This window comes from Desulfosoma sp., assembly GCA_037481875.1.
Taxonomy (GTDB): domain Bacteria; phylum Desulfobacterota; class Syntrophobacteria; order Syntrophobacterales; family DSM-9756; genus Desulfosoma.
On sequence record JBBFKY010000010.1, the window covers coordinates 1 to 17,086 of the forward strand.

Sequence of the window (17,086 nt, forward strand, 5' to 3'; positions counted from 1 at the left end):
GGGACCGCGCGAACGCAAGCTCTTTGATATGGCTGACCGCCGCGCTTTGGACTAAGAAGGTTTGGGGGGCCGTCTAGGCCGTTTTTTGAACAGGACGGCCTTCCTATACAAAAAAGGATTCGGCGAGAGGCGTGAAGTTAAGGCATTGAAGGAACCACAACGTCCTTAAGAAAAGGAGTTCGGTTATGTCTCGGTTGGTGGCCTTTGCGGCGATTCAAGGTGCGTACAATATTGTTTCCAAGGTAGAGGGCAAGTTCAAGGAGGCCATGGATAAATACGGCCCGAACCAGCCTCTGGGATTTCCAAACACGGCCTATTATCTGCCTATCATTTATTCCATCTTGGGCATCAAGGTGGAAAAACTGGCGGATGCGGAGCCCGTGTTGGAGCGGTGCAAGAAACTGCTTCCTCCTCACATCAAGGGAAGGATTCACACACCCTACTTGGGTGGAACTTTGGATGCGGGAATGGCGGCGATCTTGGCCGAAGAAATTTTTGAAGCCATCCGCTACGTGGAAGATCCTGACTTTTATCAGCCGGTCGAAGATCCCGATGTGGAAGCCGGAAAGCTATGGGTCGGTGCTGCAGATGATGTCATCATGCGGAAACGCGGCATCGAATTCGTGGACGGGAGTGCCCCTGGATTTGCGGCCATTGTGGGGGCGGCACCCGATCCCGAAACGGCCAAGATGATTGCCGAAGAGTACCAAAGAAAGAACCTTTATGTGTTCATGTGTGCCAACCAGGCGGGCACGACTTTTACACAGCAGTTGGTGGAAGCGGGAGTCCAGATTGGATGGTCTACACGTCTGGTGCCTTTTGGTCCGGATATTTCCGCAGCTGTCTTTGCGTTGGGGTTTGCCAACCGTGCGGCCATGGCCTTTGGGGGTGTCCAACCCGGGGATTACCGCAAGATCCTTTTGTACAACAAAGACCGAATCTTCGCCTTTGTCAACGCGTTGGGTGAAGTGAATGCGGAATGGGCCGCCAACGCCGCCGGTGCCATCAACTGGGGGTTCCCGACCATTGCGGATACGGACATTCCCGAAATCCTGCCGACCGGTATTTGTACCTACGAGCACGTGGTGTCCAGCGTGCCGCACAGTCAGATTTGCTCCAAATCCATCGAAGTGCGCGGCCTGAAGGTCACGATTACGGAAGTTCCTGTGCCTGTGTCCTATGGTCCGGCCTTTGAGGGTGAGCGTGTTCGAAAGGAAGATGTGTATCTGGAGTGTGGCGGCGGCAAGACGCCGTGCTTTGAGCTGGTGCGGATCGCCGAAATGGACGCCGTTGAAGACGGGAAGGTGGAAGTGATCGGTCCGGACATCAAAGACGTCCAGCCTGGAAGTCGCCTCCCCTTGGGCGTCATCGTGGAAGTGGCGGGACGTAAGATGCAAGAAGATTACGAACCCATCTTGGAACGCCAAATCCACCATTTGATCAACTACGCTCAGGGCGTCATGCATATCGGGCAGCGTGACATTGCCTGGTACCGCATCGGCAAGGGCGCCGTGGAAAAAGGTTTTACGCTCGAGCACATTGGAAAGATTCTCCATGCCAAATTCCATCAGGATTTTGGTGCCATTTTTGACAAGTGCCAGGTGAAGATTTACACCGACGAGGCCAAAGTCAAAGAATTGATGCCTATGGCGCAACAGATGTACCGTACGCGCGATGAGCGTATCGAAGGTATGACGGACGAGACGACCGAGATTTATTATTCCTGCACCTTGTGCCAGTCCTTTGCTCCCACCCATGTGTGCGTCATCAGTCCAGAGCGCACGGGTCTCTGCGGCGCCTACAACTGGTTGGACTGCAAGGCATCCTTTGAAATCAACCCCACAGGGCCGAACCAACCCATTAACAAGGGGGAAACCTTGGATGCTCGATACGGCAACTGGAAGGGTGTGAATGAGTTCGTGGAAAGGGCCTCCCGTGGTGCGATATCCAGCTACAATTTCTACAGCGTGGTCTATGATCCGATGACCACTTGCGGCTGCTGTGAATGCATCGCCGCGGTCCTTCCCATTTGCAACGGTATCATGACCGTGAACCGTGACTATCAGGGAATGACCCCCTGCGGCATGAAGTTCACCACCCTGGCCGGAACCATCGGCGGTGGGAATGTGACGCCTGGATTTGTGGGCCATAGCAAGTACAACATCACGCAGCGGAAATTCATTGCCGGTGACGGTGGTATCAAGCGCCTGGTGTGGATGCCCAAGATGCTGAAAGAGGAAATCCGTGAACGTCTGATCAAGCGCGGTGAAGAGATCGGCATTCCGAACTTCATCGATATGATCGCCACGGAAGAACAAGGTGTCACCGAAGACGAAATCCTGCCGTTCCTCCAGCAAGTGGGCCACCCGGCGCTGGAAATGGAACCGATTCTCGGATGATGCATGAGCTGAGGGCGACATGAGGCGCCCTCAGCCTCTTTGCCTATTGTTAACGTGAGAGGCGATGAGGAGAAAAACAGATGGGCCTGACAGGAATTGAAATCTTCAAGCTTCTTCCCAAAACCAACTGTGGGGACTGCGGTGTACCCACATGCTTGGCCTTTGCCATGAACCTGGCGGCGGGTAAGGCCGAGTTGGATGCATGCCCCCATGTTTCTGAAGCGGCAAAAGAAAAACTGGCTGCCGATTCCGCGCCCCCGGTGCGGCCCCTGTCCGTGGGTACCGGCGAATACACCGTCAAGGTGGGCGGCGAAACGGTGCTCTTTCGTCATGAAAAGACTTTCGTCAATCCTCCGGGGCTGGCCACCCTGGTGACAACGGCGGAAGATGCAGCGTCCGTGGACGGCAAGATGGCCCGATTCAAAGCGTGCCAGTTTGAACGCGTAGGATTGAATCTGCGGCCTGAGATGTTTGCCGTGAAAGATGCCAACGGAGATGCGGGGGCTTTTGTCGCGCTTGCCAAGAAGATCGCCGAAGGCACCGGTGCCGCTCTGATCTTGATCTCGGATAAGCCGGATGTTTTGAAGGCTGCCGCGGCTGAGCTCAAGGATAAAAAGCCGCTCCTTTACGCAGCGACCTCGGATACCGCCGATGCTCTGGGCGCTGTGGCCAAAGAAACGGGATGTCCCTTGGCGGTCAAAGGCGACGGCTCCCTGGAAAGCGTCGTTGCAGTGACCGAAAAACTGGCGGCCATGGGCCTCAAAGACATCGTGATCGATACGGGGACCCGGGATCTCAAAAAGGCCTTTGAAGAGCAAATCCAGATTCGCCGCCAGGCCATCAAGAGCCGTTTTCGACCTCTGGGATACCCAACCATTATCTTCGCCAACGAAATGGCCGACGACCTTCTCAATGAGGCCGTTGTGGCCGCAACCTTTATTGCCAAGTACGCGGCCTTTATCGTCATGAGCGATGTGAAGCCGGAAGTGCATTTCCCTCTGCTTCTGGAACGTTTGAACATTTACACCGACCCTCAGCGCCCCATGACGGCGGAACAAGGGATTTATCCCATCAACAACCCGGACGAGAATTCTCCGGTTCTGGTCACCTGCAACTTTTCGCTCACCTACTTTATCGTGAGCGGCGAGATTGAATCCAGCCGTGTGCCGTCCTGGCTGCTGGTTCAGGATACAGAAGGCCTTTCGGTCATGACCGCCTGGGCTGCCGGAAAATTCAACGGGGAAACGGTGGGCACCTTCGTGCGTAAGTGCGGCATCATGGATAAGGTCAGACACAAATCCATCGTTATTCCCGGCTATGCGGCAGCCATCAGTGGGGAGCTGGAAGAAGAAATTCCAGGTTGGAACGTGGTGGTGGGACCTCGCGAAGCGAGCCACATTACCAAGTTTCTTAAAGAGTTCAAGCCGCAATAAGTGGCGGGACGGGAGGGCTGCAGGCGTCCGTCGAGTCGGGGACTCGGCCATGTGCGGCGCCTCCCGAGAATCACTAAGCCAATGCCAACCCACAAGGAGGGTGCGATTCCATGAAGCTTATCGGCGAGAACCTTAATATCATGAGCAAAAAGTACGGCAAGGCCCTCAAGGAGCGCGACGCCAAGACCTTGCAGGAATTGGCGATCCAGGAGGCCCAGGCCGGTATGGATTACATTGATTTAAATATCGGCCCCGCGGGTAAGACCGGTGAAGAACTGATGTCCTGGCTTGTGCCCGTGATTCACGAAGTCGTCGACCTGCCTCTTGCCTTGGACACCTCCAATATCAAAGCCATCGAAGCAGGGCTTAAGGCCCATAAAAAATGTCCGGCCATGATCAATTCGATAATGGTGCGCCCGGAACGCATGGACGCTCTTTTGCCCTTGGCAAAAGAATACGAAGCCGAATTTATTGGCCTTCTCTGGGGCCCCGACGGGATGCCGCGTGACGAAAATGAACGGGGTGTCTTGTGTGCCGAAATTTTATTCCGTGCCACCGAAATGGGCATTCCTCCTGAACGCATTTACATTGACCCCATTCAGACACCGGTCAATGTGCAGCAAAACCAGATCATGAGCGCCTTAAACTTTATGAAGATGTTCCCCGATATGGCGCCGGGCTGCAACAGCACCATCGGACTTTCCAACGTGTCCAACGGCGCCCCCGAGCACCTGCGTCCCATATTGAACCAGGTGATGCTCATTTTGTGGAAACGTTGGGGCATGAAATCAGCCATTGTGGACACCTTTGACTATGAGCTTCATAAGATCGCGCGCGGCCAAAGACCCGAACTGGAGGCTCTGGTCGCTAAGGTGGAAGACGGTGAAGAAATCGACATGGCCTCTCTGAGCAAGGAAGAAAAAGATTTCGTCAAGACGGCTCGTGTCATCCTCGGCCATACCCTTTATTCCGACTCGTGGCTTGAGGTATAAGCCCCAACGAACCTCGCCTGCTGCACGCTTCTTTGGCACAAGAACCCCATCCTTGCGAGGTGGGGTTTTTGTGTCTCTTGTCGTTTGGCGTTTTGGGTTGAGACGGTAACGCGAGTGAAGACCAAGGAGGGAAGCAAACCTTATGGGCAAACGTTACGTTTATTTCTTTGGAGAAGGCAAAGCCGATGGTAGTGCCGCCATGAAACATCTGCTGGGAGGCAAGGGCGCCAATTTGGCGGAAATGACCAATTTGGGCATCCCCGTACCTCCCGGGTTCACCATTTCCACGGAAGTGTGCACTTATTTTTACCAAAACAAAGGGGTTTATCCGCCTGGTCTCGAGCAGGAAGTGGAAGAGGCTTTACACCGTTTAGAAAAGATCATGGGAAGACGCTTTGGGGATAAGGAAAAACCTCTTCTGGTCTCTGTGCGATCAGGGGCTGCCGTCAGCATGCCCGGAATGATGGACACCGTCTTGAACCTGGGCCTCAACGATGAAACCGTGCAAGGCTTGGCTCAGGAAACCAACGATCCCAGGTTCGCCTACGACTGTTATCGTCGATTTTTGAGTATGTACGGGGACGTGGTCCTGGGATTGAAGGCGGAAAGTCAGGACGCCATTGATCCTTTTGAAGAAACTATTGATGAACTCAAAAAATCCCGTGGTGTTCGTTTTGACAACGAGCTGAGCGCCGAGGATCTTAAGGAACTATGCGAGCGTTTTAAGGAGCTTGTTCGGGAGAAGAAGGGCAAGGATTTTCCTCAAGATCCACAAGAACAGCTTTGGGGAGCCATCGGCGCCGTTTTCGGATCCTGGGATAACCCAAGGGCCATAGCTTACCGCCAGATTCATGGAATTCCCGACGATATGGGCACAGCCGTTAATGTTCAATCCATGGTTTTTGGAAACATGGGCGACGACTGTGCCACAGGCGTGGCATTTACCCGCAATCCCGCTACGGGTGAAAATGTGCTCTATGGCGAATACCTGGTCAATGCCCAAGGTGAGGACGTGGTGGCGGGCATTCGCACACCCCAGCCCATTAATATTCGCCAGAAGACAGATCCGGACATGGTATCCTTGGAAGAGGCCATGCCTGAGGCTTATGCCGAACTGGAGCGGATTCGTAGGATTCTCGATCGCCATTACCGAGACATGCAGGATATCGAATTCACCATTCAACGTGGCAAACTTTGGATGCTCCAGACCCGTACGGGAAAACGCACCGGATTTGCTGCCTTTAAAATTGCCGTCGACATGGTACGCGAAGGCATCTTGACCCCGAAGGAAGCCCTCCTTCGTGTGGAACCCAATCAATTGAACCAGTTGCTACGCCCTATCTTTGATGCTCGAGCCAAAGAGAAAGCTGTGGCTTCTAAAGCTTTTTTGGCCAAGGGCTTGAATGCCGGCCCTGGAGCCGCCAGCGGCCGTGTGGTTTTCAACGCTGTGGATGCAGAGAGATGGGCCGAGAGGGGAGAAAAGGTCATTTTGGTGCGGCTGGAAACCTCCCCGGATGATATTCGAGGAATGCACGCAGCCCAAGGTATTCTTACCTCCCGAGGAGGGATGACGTCCCATGCGGCCCTGGTGGCCCGCCAAATGGGCAAGGTGTGCGTGGTCGGGTGTGGGGATTTGCAAATTGATTACAAATTGCGGCAGATGACGGTGAACGGCCGCGTGGTCAAGGAAGGCGACTGGATTTCCGTGGACGGATCCACTGGTGAGGTTTTTCTTGGAGAGATTCCCACAAAACCTTCGGAAGTGATTCAGGTCTTATTGGAAAAGACTCTTAAACCCGAAGATTCTTCCATCTTTCAAGACTATACGGAACTCATGCAATGGGCCGACGCTCATCGACGCCTTGGAGTGCGCACCAACGCCGACCAGCCCGATCAGGCCCAAACGGCCCTGCTTTTCGGTGCCGAAGGGATCGGGCTCTGCCGTACGGAGCACATGTTCTTTGAAGGGGATCGAATTCATGCCGTGCGGGAGATGATCCTTGCGGAAACCAAGGAAGGCAGGGAAAAGGCTCTGGCCGAACTCCTACCCATGCAGCGGGAAGATTTCAAGGGCATCTTTCGCGTGATGAAGGGATTACCTGTCACCATACGAACTCTGGATCCCCCGCTTCACGAATTTCTACCCTCCGAAGAGGCCGATATTCAAACCGTAGCGAACCAGATGGGTGTTTCTGTGGAGCGCGTGCGCGCAAAGATTCAGGCTCTTCATGAAGCCAACCCCATGTTGGGGCATCGAGGCTGTCGACTGGGGATTGTTTATCCGGAAATCACTGCCATGCAAGCGCGTGCCATTTTGGAAGCCGCCTGCGAGGTTAAAAAGGAAGGCATTGACGTCCATCCGGAAATCATGATTCCTTTGGTAGGTCATGTGGCCGAATTGGCCCATCAGAAACGCGTGGTGGACGAGGTGGCCCGCCAGGTGATGGACCATTACGGCATTCAGGTGGACTATGTGGTTGGAACCATGATCGAAGTCCCTCGAGGAGCTCTCACAGCGGATGAGATCGCGCAGGAGGCCATGTTCTTTTCCTTCGGCACAAACGATTTAACCCAGACTGTTTTCGGCATCAGTCGAGACGACGCCGCCAAGTTCCTTCACGATTATCTGGACAAAAAGATTTGGGATTTCGATCCTTTTGAACGTATTGACCAGGAAGGTGTGGGCCAGCTAATGAAAACAGGCGTGGAAAAAGGCCGTGCCACACGACCGGATTTGAAGGTTGGCATTTGCGGAGAACATGGAGGCGAACCCTCTTCGGTGGAGTTTTGCCATCGTATCGGTCTCAACTACGTTAGCTGCTCTCCGTATCGTGTGCCCATTGCAAGGCTGGCTGCCGCCCGCGCCGCCATTCGAGAGTCTTGAAAACCCTGACGGACACAGTGAGGCCATGGTCATGGAGCGTCCCATTCGATTGCGTCGATCCATTCTTTCGGTGCCGGCGAATCGAGAGAAAATGGTTCGAAAAGCTTTGAGTCTTCCGGCCGATGTTATCATGCTGGATTTGGAAGACAGCGTCCCTGTGGATGAAAAGGAAAAGGCTCGCCAAGCTGTGGTGGAGGCATTGACGGCTTCCGGATGGGACGGTCGCGTTCGCGCTTATCGTATCAATGATATGGGTACGCCTTTTGCCTACAGAGACTTGGTGGATGTGGTGGAGAAGGCGGGCCCTCATCTGGACGTCATCGTTGTTCCCAAAGTGAACGACCCAGCGGAAATCAAAGCCATCGACTATTGGCTCACTCAGATGGAACGCCGTTTCGGTTTTGGCAATCGCATTGGGCTGGAGGCCTCCATTGAAACCGCCGAAGGGATGCTCCGCGTCGGTGAGATCGCTATGAGCTCGCCTCGGTTGGAGGCTCTGGTTTTCGGCATTGCCGACTACGGTGCTTCCCTGGGAATGCCCGGTGGCGGGATCAGCGGCCATGGCGATGCCGAAGAGGATACTGCCGGCCTTCGATGGCTCTTTCCGCTCAGCCGCATGGTCATGGCCGCCAAGGCTGCAGGCCTCTCTGCCATAGACGCTCCTTTTGGAGACTTTCGAGACCCGAAAGGTTTAGCTCGGTCTTGCGCTTTGAGTCGATCCTTAGGCTACGACGGCAAATGGGCCATTCATCCCGATCAACTGGAAGTCATCAACGGGGTTTTTACGCCTTCGGAGGAGGATGTGGCTCGAAGCCGACGCATCGTGGAGGCGTACGAAACGGCGCGGGCTCGAGGTGAAGGGTCTGTGGCCGTGGATGGCAAAATGGTGGATGCCGCTTCCGTTCGTGTCGCTCAGGTGACGGTCAGGGTGGCGGAAGCGGCTCGTCGCCAGTGAGCCGTCATGGCCTAACACTTCATCCATTCTTGAAGAGGAAGGACCCTGAAGGAAGCGCTCCGTTACCTGTGGAAAAACTCTTCGATTCCATCTCCCTGCCCTACCCAGCTCACGCGCCCTCCCCGGCTCACTGCTTTTCGCTTCCTTCGGGAAAGCGTTGAACCTTAAAAGGGATGAGATTCGCATAGTCATCATGAATCGGGTCATTACGCCGAAGCGAACGGTATCGCAGTCCCCTTCAAGGATTCAGGACGTGGACGCTGAGGCGCCATCCGCGCTCAAGGAACAGATTGTTCGACAGAACAATGAACTGCAGATTCTCTTTGACATCTCTTCCGCTATTCACAGTTCACCTCGCTTGGAGAATGTCCTTGAGCAATCGCTCTTGGCGATTCTGCGCACCCTGAAGCTTAAGATGGGAGCCATCTACCTTCTAAAGCCTGACGCTCAGGGCCGTGGAACCATGGTCTTGGCCGCTCAGCACGGGTTCTCATCGACTCTCGTGGAAAACATTCGTTCCTTTGACGTAGGCGAGGGTTGGATCGGTACCGGCCGCCTCAAAAATCCCGTCGCTTGGCTTAAAAGGGAGCAGCTCTTTTTTCCGGCCTTAAGGGAGAGAATGGCCGCTGAAAATATTCAGGAGATTATACGCATCGCTCTTTTTACTCAAAAAGGCGTTCTTGGCCTTCTTTACGTGGCCAATCACGGGGCCTTGCAGATTCGCCATGATCGCCGAGAGTTTCTCACCACCATCGGCCAACAGATCGGTGTGGCCATCGAAAACGCACAACTTTTTGAATCCGTCCAACAGGCAAAAACGGAGCTGGAAATAAGCTTCGATGCCATTCAACACAGCATCTTTCTGCTGGAGTCTTCCGGGCGCATTCTTCGAATCAATGAAACCACGGAAAAAACTTACGGATCCAGAGAGAATCTACTGGGCAGGAAATACTGGGAAGTTCTTTATCAAAGCACGGAACCGCCCAGCGGATGTCCTATTCGCGAATGTTCGATGACCCGTAGGCCGGTGCAAAAGGAAGGACCTCATCCCCGTTGGGGAGGGTTCTATCGGTTGTATGCCTTTCCTGTTCTGAACCTGTCTTCTCAGCTGGAACGCATCGTTTATTATGAAAAAGACGAAACGGAAGCGCGAAAACTGGAACAGCGCCTGCAGCAGACAGAAAGGTTGCAATCTCTGGGAACCCTGGCCGCCGGCATCGCCCACGAGATTCGCAATCCCTTGGCGACTATCAACTTCAATGCCCAGATGCTTCAGCGGGAATTGCCTTTGGACCAGAATCAATCCCAAATGCTTTCGGACCTGGTTCAAGAAGTGCGAAAGATCGACAACATCGTGCGAGAAGTTCTCAATTTTGCCAGGCCTCGAGAACCCCAGTTCTTGCCTGCCAACCTGAACGATATTGTACGCTATTGCCACAACCTGTCCAAGGTGCACATTCGCAAGGCTGGCATCGATCTTACCTTGACTCTCGACCCCTCCATGCCCGACATGATCATGGATTCCGACCAGATCGGGCAGGTGGTGATGAATCTGATGATCAATGCCGTGGAAGCCATGCCGCAAGGGGGACGTATGGAAGTCCACACTCGAGTGGAAGAAGCTCGGGATCGAGTCATCCTCAGCGTGAAGGACACGGGTGTGGGGATCCTGCCGGAAGACGAGGGAAGGATTTTTGATCCCTTTTTCACTCGAAAGGCGGAAGGGACGGGCCTGGGGTTGAGCATTTGTCGAAGAATTTTGGAGCGTCATGGAGCCCACATGGAAGTGGAATCCCAGGTAGGTAAGGGAAGCTTGTTCCGTGTTGTGTTTCCCATGACGAAAAAGAGGAACCTGCCGGACGTGGAAAGCACCATCAACTAAGGCGGCGCTTCATGGCCATGGATTCCCATGCCGATTCCTTTTCCCCGACCTCCGTGGATTGCGTACGGACCTGTTGGAGCACGCGCCCATGCGAACAATACCAAAGATTCTCATCATCGACGATGAAGCAGGATTTCGAGGGGCCATCGCGCGATTTTTAGGCAAGAACTACTCGGTTCACGAAGCGGGCACCGCTGCCGAAGGTATACGCCTAGCCCGGGAACTGGAGCCGGATCTGGTCTTGCTGGATATTGGATTGCCGGACCAGAGCGGCTTGGACCTGCTGCCGCAGCTGAAAGAAGGAAGACCGTCACCGACGGTGATCATGGTGACGGCTTACGAGCAGGTTCGGGACGTGGTGCAGGCCATGAAAAAAGGTGCCTTTGACTATCTTGTTAAACCCGTCGATCTGGAAGAATTTGAGGTCACGGTCAAACAAGCTCTGGAATACGCCAGTCTAAGGCATGAAGTGGAGCGGTTGCGTCAAGAAATGCAACGGCTTCAGCAAGTCCGTACCCTTGTGGGGAGTAGCCCCGCCTTCTTGGAAGCTCAACAGCTGGCTATTCGCAGCGCCCAAAGTCCTGACGCCGGTGTTCTTCTTCAAGGCGAAAGCGGGGTGGGCAAAGAATTGTTCGCCCGGCTGATCCATGCCGCGAGTCCTCGAGCCTCTTACCCCTTCGTGGCCCTCAATTGTGCCGTCTTTACGCCGGAAATCATTGAAAGTGAGCTCTTCGGCTACGAAAAGGGAGCCTTTACCGGAGCGCGTGCGGAAGGGAAAAAAGGGCTGTTGGAAGCCGCCGATGGTGGCACTCTGTTTTTGGACGAGGTCGTTGATCTACCCCCGGAAGTGCAGGCCAAGCTTCTTCGAGTTTTGGAAGAGCACGAATTTTATCCGCTGGGGTCCACACGAAAGAAGACTGTGGACATTCGAGTGGTATCCGCCTGCAATCGTGATCTATGGCAAGCCTGCGAAGAAGGCCTTTTTCGAAAAGACCTCTTTTTTCGTCTGGCAACCATTCAAATCGTTTTGCCGGCTCTTCGCCAACGCCGTGAAGATATTCTGCCTTTGGCGCTCTTCTTTCTGGAACAATTCAACGACAAATACAAAAAAAAGTTTCGGGGAATCAGTGAAGAAGCGCAACAAGTCCTGCTTCATCACGATTGGCCGGGAAACGTGCGTGAACTGAAAAACACCATGGAACGCATCGTTCTTTTGGAAGACGATGATGTGGTTCTCAAAAGACATTTCCATTTTCTCCAACCGTCCTCGGACCAAAACTCCGCCGTCAGCGCTTCCTTGCACGGAGGCTTTCTCGCGTGGGAAAACATGCCTCAAGATGGAATGTCCTTGGAAGAACTGGAACGAAACATCATTCAAGAAGTCTATGAAAGATGTGGCAGAAACAAGGCCAAGGCGGCGCGGTATTTAAGAATTCCAAGACATGTGCTCATTTACCGCATGAAAAAATACGGTCTAGACCCTTCCGCTCGTTCGGGGATCCCCGAAAAATCACCGTAGAATATTCATCACACACCCAAGAAATAGAGACTATTGTCCATGTCTTGAAAAGGCCTGCAACCGGCTTTCATGAAAAGCCTGCGGGAAGAAAACCGTTTAGAGGTTTGCAGAATATGGAGAGAATTCTCCATGGGGGGGCTGCACGAAACAGGAAGCCATCAAAGCACGGTTTTGAAGGCATGAAGTGGAAAGCTCTTTTTCGAACCTCCTGCTCATTTGGTATGCGTCTTGCAAAAGTTGAAAAAGCGAATGGAGGCGGTATGCAGCGGAATCTCGTTTCGAGTGGGCGAATCCTCCTTGTGGAAAGTGATGCCCCATTCAGGCGTTCTTTGGAAAATTGTGTGAAAAGGGCCGGGTACTCCTTTGACAGTTGCGGTACGTGTGATCAGGCGCGGCGGTTTGTTCAAACGAATGCCTACAACCTGTGCGTGGTGGAATATCATCTAAGAGACGGCAACGGGGCGCGGCTTGTTGCGGAACTGAAGCAAGTGCAAGCGACTCTTCGAGCGGTTCTCATCTCCTTTTACGATTTCGAGTGGATTTCTCGCGATGTGGTTCCCGTGGCGGATCAGTTTCTCAAGAAACCCTTTGATTTGCACGACTTCGAGCGAGTTCTGAAATCTTTGACCACGATGGTTCATGCTCAAGCTCTCATGCGAGGACTCTCCAGTTCCCTAGACCAGGCACCGGCCCCCATTCTCAGGGAAGGGGTTCTCTAAGCGATGCGAATGCGGAAAGCGACCTGACACGTCGAATTCTTGCTCCAGAGGCGATCACACTCACGTGCCATGACTAACGACCTTAGCGACGGCGACACTTCATGTTCACGTTCCCCTTCAAGCTCAGGCGCGAACGGATGGCGCAAAACTCACGTTCCTGTTGAATCTTCCCAGAGCCCCCTTTCCCTCGAAAGGCCGCAGGGCCATGGCCCTGCGGCCTTTTGCTTTTTTCTCATCGAACCTCGCCTTCATTGCCTCATATCAGTAAGGCTATCCCTTGCTTTGTGAGTTTTTTCTCTTGATGCCTTGACTGCTAATGGGTATAAAAAATCAACTTGACTGCATGTATGTCTCGGCGAAAGGGGCGTTGCCGAATGGAATTGCTCCGGCAACTGATGTGGAATCGAGGTAAAGGAGGCTTCGATGCTTGAAGTCAAAACGGAGCTTTTGGAAAAGCTGGCGCAAAAAGGAATGGATGTGCACACTCTTGCGCAGGCTATGGAATTCGATCCAGGAATTCTCAAATTGTATCTGGTCAAGGACGATTACCCCATTCCCACACGCATCGTTAAAAAGATTGAAGAGGTTTTGGCCAACTAATCCCTCAGATTTAGCCGACGGGGATTGGTTCTGTAAATTCCCTAAGGCTTTGGAGGGCACATCCACACAAAAGGCATATTTCGCGCGAAACGTGAACGGCTTCAACTTGAAAAACTTCACCCTGAAGAGACCAAGAGACAGTCTCAGCATGTCGTGTCTACCACGTTTTGTGAGGATGCTCTTCTGCGCGCGCTCATGGAGGAGAGGCTCGTGAAGATGCGACCCCTTGGGTCAGCGCCTTTTAAGGGTTTTGGACGGACATGCGGCGGCGTGTTCCGTCAAAGAGCAAGGATTTAGACTCTGCCCCTTTCTGTGGGGTGGTGACTCCCTCCGGCCGGTCAACGGTCGGCATGAACAACGCTCCCCATGAAACCTTTTATATGTAGATACGGATATGATCCGGTTTTATTGAAAAGAGGTCCCAGAGCGCGTTCTGTTGAGAAAAAGGAACTGGTTCTTCGATAATGAGTCAACCCCCGGGAGCTTGTCCAAGAACGCAGAATGGCCGCCGCGTCGCATGCCGTTTTGAGGTGGTGCGAGGCGGCTCCTCGCCCCTATGAGGGGGAAACCGGGCTATTTCGTGGGAGAACAAGCCCTCCGGTCCGCTCATTTTGCGGGGGTCCCGCCCGCCTAAATGGCGGGTCATGGACCCGAGATGCCAGGAAAACAAAGGTTTTGGAGCGTACAGGCTAGGCGTGTCTCGCCCCTACGGGTTGGGCTGGAATGGCTCATTCTAAGTTCTCGGCAAGCCTTTTAGGATTCTTGCAGAAGGTTGGGTGTGCTTTCTGAAACTGTGTGTCGCTTGGTGAGGGGACGGTTGAAGCTTTTGGGCAGGCATACCCTTTTGCAGCGGACTTATTCCCAAGGTGTCTTAAGGGCGCCGACGGGTATCCGCCAAAGGGGTGGACTCCTCTTGAGCTTGGAAGCTCTGGAGGGATCAGGGAGACTGTATCGGAACAGGAGGCTTTGATGGAACAGGAACGGAAGCTTCAGAAGAGCTTGGGGCCGAAGGGTGTAACACGTCGTGACTTCATGAAGTTTTGCACCATGGTTTCGGCCGCCATGGGGTTGGCGCCGTCTTTTGCTCCGAAGATCGCCGAAGCGTTGACTTCGGGGCCAAGACCGCCGGTGGTGTACCTGCATTTTGCCGAGTGCACGGGATGTACGGAAGCTGTTCTGCGATCTACGTATCCCTGGATTGACGAACTGCTGCTGGAAACCATTTCTATGGACTATCATGAAACCATCATGGCTGCGGCTGGGCACAGTGTGGAGGAGGTGCTTCATCAAACCGTCAAGAAGTATGAAGGCAAATTCATTTGTGTCGTGGAGGGTGCCATTCCGACCGCCGAAAACGGTATCTACGGCATGATCGGCGGGAAGACCATGCTAGAGATTGCCAAGGAAGTCTGCCCTAAATCTTTGGCGGTTCTGTGCATTGGAAGTTGTTCTTCTTTTGGTGGCGTTCAGGCAGCGGCGCCCAATCCTACGGGAGCCAAGAGTGTTTCCGAAGCTTTAGCGGATGTACTAAAGGTTCCAGTGGTGAACATTCCTGGATGTCCTCCCAATCCCATCAATTTCGTCGGCACCGTGGTCAACTATCTTTTGTTTGGCAAACTTCCGGATCTGGACGCCCATAAAAGGCCGCTTTTTGCCTATGGCAAATCGGTGCATGACCAATGTCCTCGAAGATCCCATTTTGAAAACGGGGAATTCGTCAAGGAATGGGGATCTAAGGAAGCCCAGATGGGTTACTGCCTCTACGAATTGGGGTGTAAGGGACCTGAGACGTTCAATAATTGCCCCTTAGTCAAGTTCAATGACGGGACGAGCTGGCCGGTGGAGGCGGGGCATCCGTGCATCGGCTGCAGCGAACCTAATTTCTGGGATGCCATGTCGCCTTTTTATGAAAAGCTTTAGCCTGCTTGTTCAAGCTGAAGCCTTAACCAGCAAACCCGCCTCAAGGAGAGACGAAAGATGGCAGAACGTATCGTGGTCGATCCCATTACGAGGATCGAGGGACATTTGAGAATCGAAGTTGAGGTCGCCAATGGAAAGGTGACCAACGCATGGAGCAGTTCCACGCTGTTTCGTGGCTTGGAAATTATCCTCAAAGGACGTGACCCTCGGGATGCCTGGCTCTTTACACAGCGTGCCTGTGGTGTCTGCACCTATGTTCACGGATTGGCCTCCATTCGGTGTGTGGATAATGCGGTCGGGGTCACCATTCCCGACAATGCTCGACTCATTCGCAACCTGCTCATGGGAGCGCAATTCCTGCACGATCATATCGTGCATTTCTACCACCTGCATGCCTTGGATTGGGTGGATGTCGTCAGTGCCCTCAAGGCTGATCCCGTCAAAGCTTCTAAGATCGCCAACGATGTTTCGCCGGCGCCCAAGAGTGGCCCGAGCGATTTCAAAGCGGTGCAAGCGCGGTTGCAAAAATTCGTGGATAGCGGCCAGTTGGGGCTTTTTGCCAACGGATATTGGGGCCATCCCGCTTACAAGCTTCCTCCTGAAGTCAACCTGATCGCCGCCGCTCATTATCTGGAAGCCTTGCGGCAGCAAGCTCGAACCGCTCGAATGCACGCCATTTTTGGGGCCAAGAACCCACACTTGCAGACTTTGGTGGTAGGTGGCGTGAGTTGTGCTGCGGATCTCAATGCCGACCGCATTTCCGAGTTTTTGTATTTGTGGAAGGAAACCATGGACTTCGTCAACAATGTCTATATTCCGGACTTGTTGGCGATAGCGGGTTTTTATAAAGATTGGGGATCCATCGGCGGAACGACCAACTTCCTGTGTTACGGGGAGTTTCCTCAGAGTGCCAAGGAACCGGAAAGTCTCTTTTTCCCGCGTGGGGCCATCTTCAAACGTAACCTAGCCAAAGCGGAAGCAGTGGATCCGGCCAAGATCACCGAACATGTCAAACACAGCTGGTACGAAGGCGACGGCGCTCTTAACCCTGCTCAGGGAGAAACCAAGCCCAAGTACACCAAGTTGGATACGGCCGATCGATACAGCTGGATGAAAGCACCTCGCTACAACGGGGAACCCATGGAAGTTGGACCGTTGGCACGAGTTCTGGTGGCTTACGCCAAAGGTCATGAGCCGACCAAAAAGGCCGTGGACGGCGTCCTCAAGCAACTGGGTATTCCCGCGGAAGCCTTGTTCTCTACCCTGGGCCGGACCGCCGCTCGAGCCGTTGAAACCAAGATCATCGGAGAGGCCATGGAAGGCTGGATTATGCAGCTGGTGGAAAACCTCAAGAAAGGGGACACCAAAACCTTTGAGCCTTACCAGATGCCTGAAAGCGGCCAGGGCATGGGTCTGAACGATGTGCCGCGTGGAGCCTTGGGGCATTGGATTGAAATCAAGGGCAAGAAAATCGCCAATTACCAACTGGTGGTGCCTTCCACGTGGAACTTGGGACCTCGATGTGCCGCCAACAAGCCCGGTCCTGTGGAGGAAGCTCTTATTGGAACGCCTGTGGCCGATCCCAAACGCCCGGTGGAAATCCTTCGCACTGTTCACTCTTTTGACCCATGTATTGCCTGCGGTGTCCATGTGATTGATCCGGAAAGCAACCAGGTATATAAGTTCAAAGTCGTGTAGCGGGCTCAGATAAAAATCGGCTAGCATGGAAAGGGGATTCCGGCCTCACCGGCGGAATCCCCTGTTCCATTCCAAAGGGATAGAT

At 53.6% G+C, this 17,086-nt stretch carries 11 protein-coding genes; all 11 read left to right on the top strand.

The window, feature by feature from the left end:
• Positions 1 to 185 precede the first annotated feature (185 nt).
• Entirely contained in the window at positions 186 to 2,399 is a 2,214-nt protein-coding gene (gene acsB / locus WHS46_12250; GenBank protein ID MEJ5349445.1) for an acetyl-CoA decarbonylase/synthase complex subunit alpha/beta, read from the top strand.
• A gap of 80 nt (positions 2,400 to 2,479) precedes the next feature.
• On the top strand, positions 2,480 to 3,832 hold the full coding sequence (gene acsC, locus WHS46_12255; protein ID MEJ5349446.1) for an acetyl-CoA decarbonylase/synthase complex subunit gamma: 1,353 nt from the start codon (positions 2,480 to 2,482) through the stop codon (positions 3,830 to 3,832).
• A 110-nt stretch (positions 3,833 to 3,942) separates the two neighbouring features.
• Positions 3,943 to 4,824: a dihydropteroate synthase gene (locus WHS46_12260; protein ID MEJ5349447.1), complete on the top strand. Its 882-nt coding sequence runs from the start codon at positions 3,943 to 3,945 to the stop codon at positions 4,822 to 4,824.
• Positions 4,825 to 4,966: 142 nt separating this feature from the next.
• Positions 4,967 to 7,708, top strand: a complete 2,742-nt coding sequence (gene ppdK / locus WHS46_12265) for a pyruvate, phosphate dikinase (protein ID MEJ5349448.1) — start codon at positions 4,967 to 4,969, stop codon at positions 7,706 to 7,708.
• A gap of 31 nt (positions 7,709 to 7,739) precedes the next feature.
• Positions 7,740 to 8,663, top strand: coding sequence for a CoA ester lyase (locus WHS46_12270; protein MEJ5349449.1), 924 nt, complete (start codon positions 7,740 to 7,742; stop codon positions 8,661 to 8,663).
• A 253-nt stretch (positions 8,664 to 8,916) separates the two neighbouring features.
• Positions 8,917 to 10,545, top strand: a complete 1,629-nt coding sequence (locus tag WHS46_12275) for an ATP-binding protein (protein MEJ5349450.1) — start codon at positions 8,917 to 8,919, stop codon at positions 10,543 to 10,545.
• An 88-nt stretch (positions 10,546 to 10,633) separates the two neighbouring features.
• On the top strand, positions 10,634 to 12,064 hold the full coding sequence (locus WHS46_12280) for a sigma-54 dependent transcriptional regulator (protein MEJ5349451.1): 1,431 nt from the start codon (positions 10,634 to 10,636) through the stop codon (positions 12,062 to 12,064).
• 260 nt (positions 12,065 to 12,324) lie between these two features.
• Positions 12,325 to 12,783 carry a response regulator gene (locus WHS46_12285; GenBank protein MEJ5349452.1) on the top strand — a complete coding sequence of 153 codons (459 nt, stop codon included), beginning with the start codon at positions 12,325 to 12,327 and terminating at the stop codon, positions 12,781 to 12,783.
• Between the two features lie 423 nt (positions 12,784 to 13,206).
• Entirely contained in the window at positions 13,207 to 13,383 is a 177-nt protein-coding gene (locus tag WHS46_12290; GenBank protein ID MEJ5349453.1) for a hypothetical protein, read from the top strand.
• A gap of 969 nt (positions 13,384 to 14,352) precedes the next feature.
• Positions 14,353 to 15,303, top strand: coding sequence for a hydrogenase small subunit (locus tag WHS46_12295; protein ID MEJ5349454.1), 951 nt, complete (start codon positions 14,353 to 14,355; stop codon positions 15,301 to 15,303).
• Positions 15,304 to 15,360: 57 nt separating this feature from the next.
• Complete coding sequence (locus tag WHS46_12300; GenBank protein MEJ5349455.1) at positions 15,361 to 17,001, top strand: nickel-dependent hydrogenase large subunit; 1,641 nt, start codon at positions 15,361 to 15,363, stop codon at positions 16,999 to 17,001.
• The last annotated feature ends 85 nt before the right edge of the window (positions 17,002 to 17,086 follow it).

Coding starts and splice junctions, on each gene's coding strand:
- acsB (MEJ5349445.1), top strand. CDS start 186: ATGTCTCGGTTGGTGGCCTTTGCGGCGATTCAAGGTGCGTACAATATT.
- acsC (MEJ5349446.1), top strand. CDS start 2,480: ATGGGCCTGACAGGAATTGAAATCTTCAAGCTTCTTCCCAAAACCAAC.
- WHS46_12260 (MEJ5349447.1), top strand. CDS start 3,943: ATGAAGCTTATCGGCGAGAACCTTAATATCATGAGCAAAAAGTACGGC.
- ppdK (MEJ5349448.1), top strand. CDS start 4,967: ATGGGCAAACGTTACGTTTATTTCTTTGGAGAAGGCAAAGCCGATGGT.
- WHS46_12270 (MEJ5349449.1), top strand. CDS start 7,740: ATGGAGCGTCCCATTCGATTGCGTCGATCCATTCTTTCGGTGCCGGCG.
- WHS46_12280 (MEJ5349451.1), top strand. CDS start 10,634: ATGCGAACAATACCAAAGATTCTCATCATCGACGATGAAGCAGGATTT.
- WHS46_12285 (MEJ5349452.1), top strand. CDS start 12,325: ATGCAGCGGAATCTCGTTTCGAGTGGGCGAATCCTCCTTGTGGAAAGT.
- WHS46_12290 (MEJ5349453.1), top strand. CDS start 13,207: ATGCTTGAAGTCAAAACGGAGCTTTTGGAAAAGCTGGCGCAAAAAGGA.
- WHS46_12295 (MEJ5349454.1), top strand. CDS start 14,353: ATGGAACAGGAACGGAAGCTTCAGAAGAGCTTGGGGCCGAAGGGTGTA.
- WHS46_12300 (MEJ5349455.1), top strand. CDS start 15,361: ATGGCAGAACGTATCGTGGTCGATCCCATTACGAGGATCGAGGGACAT.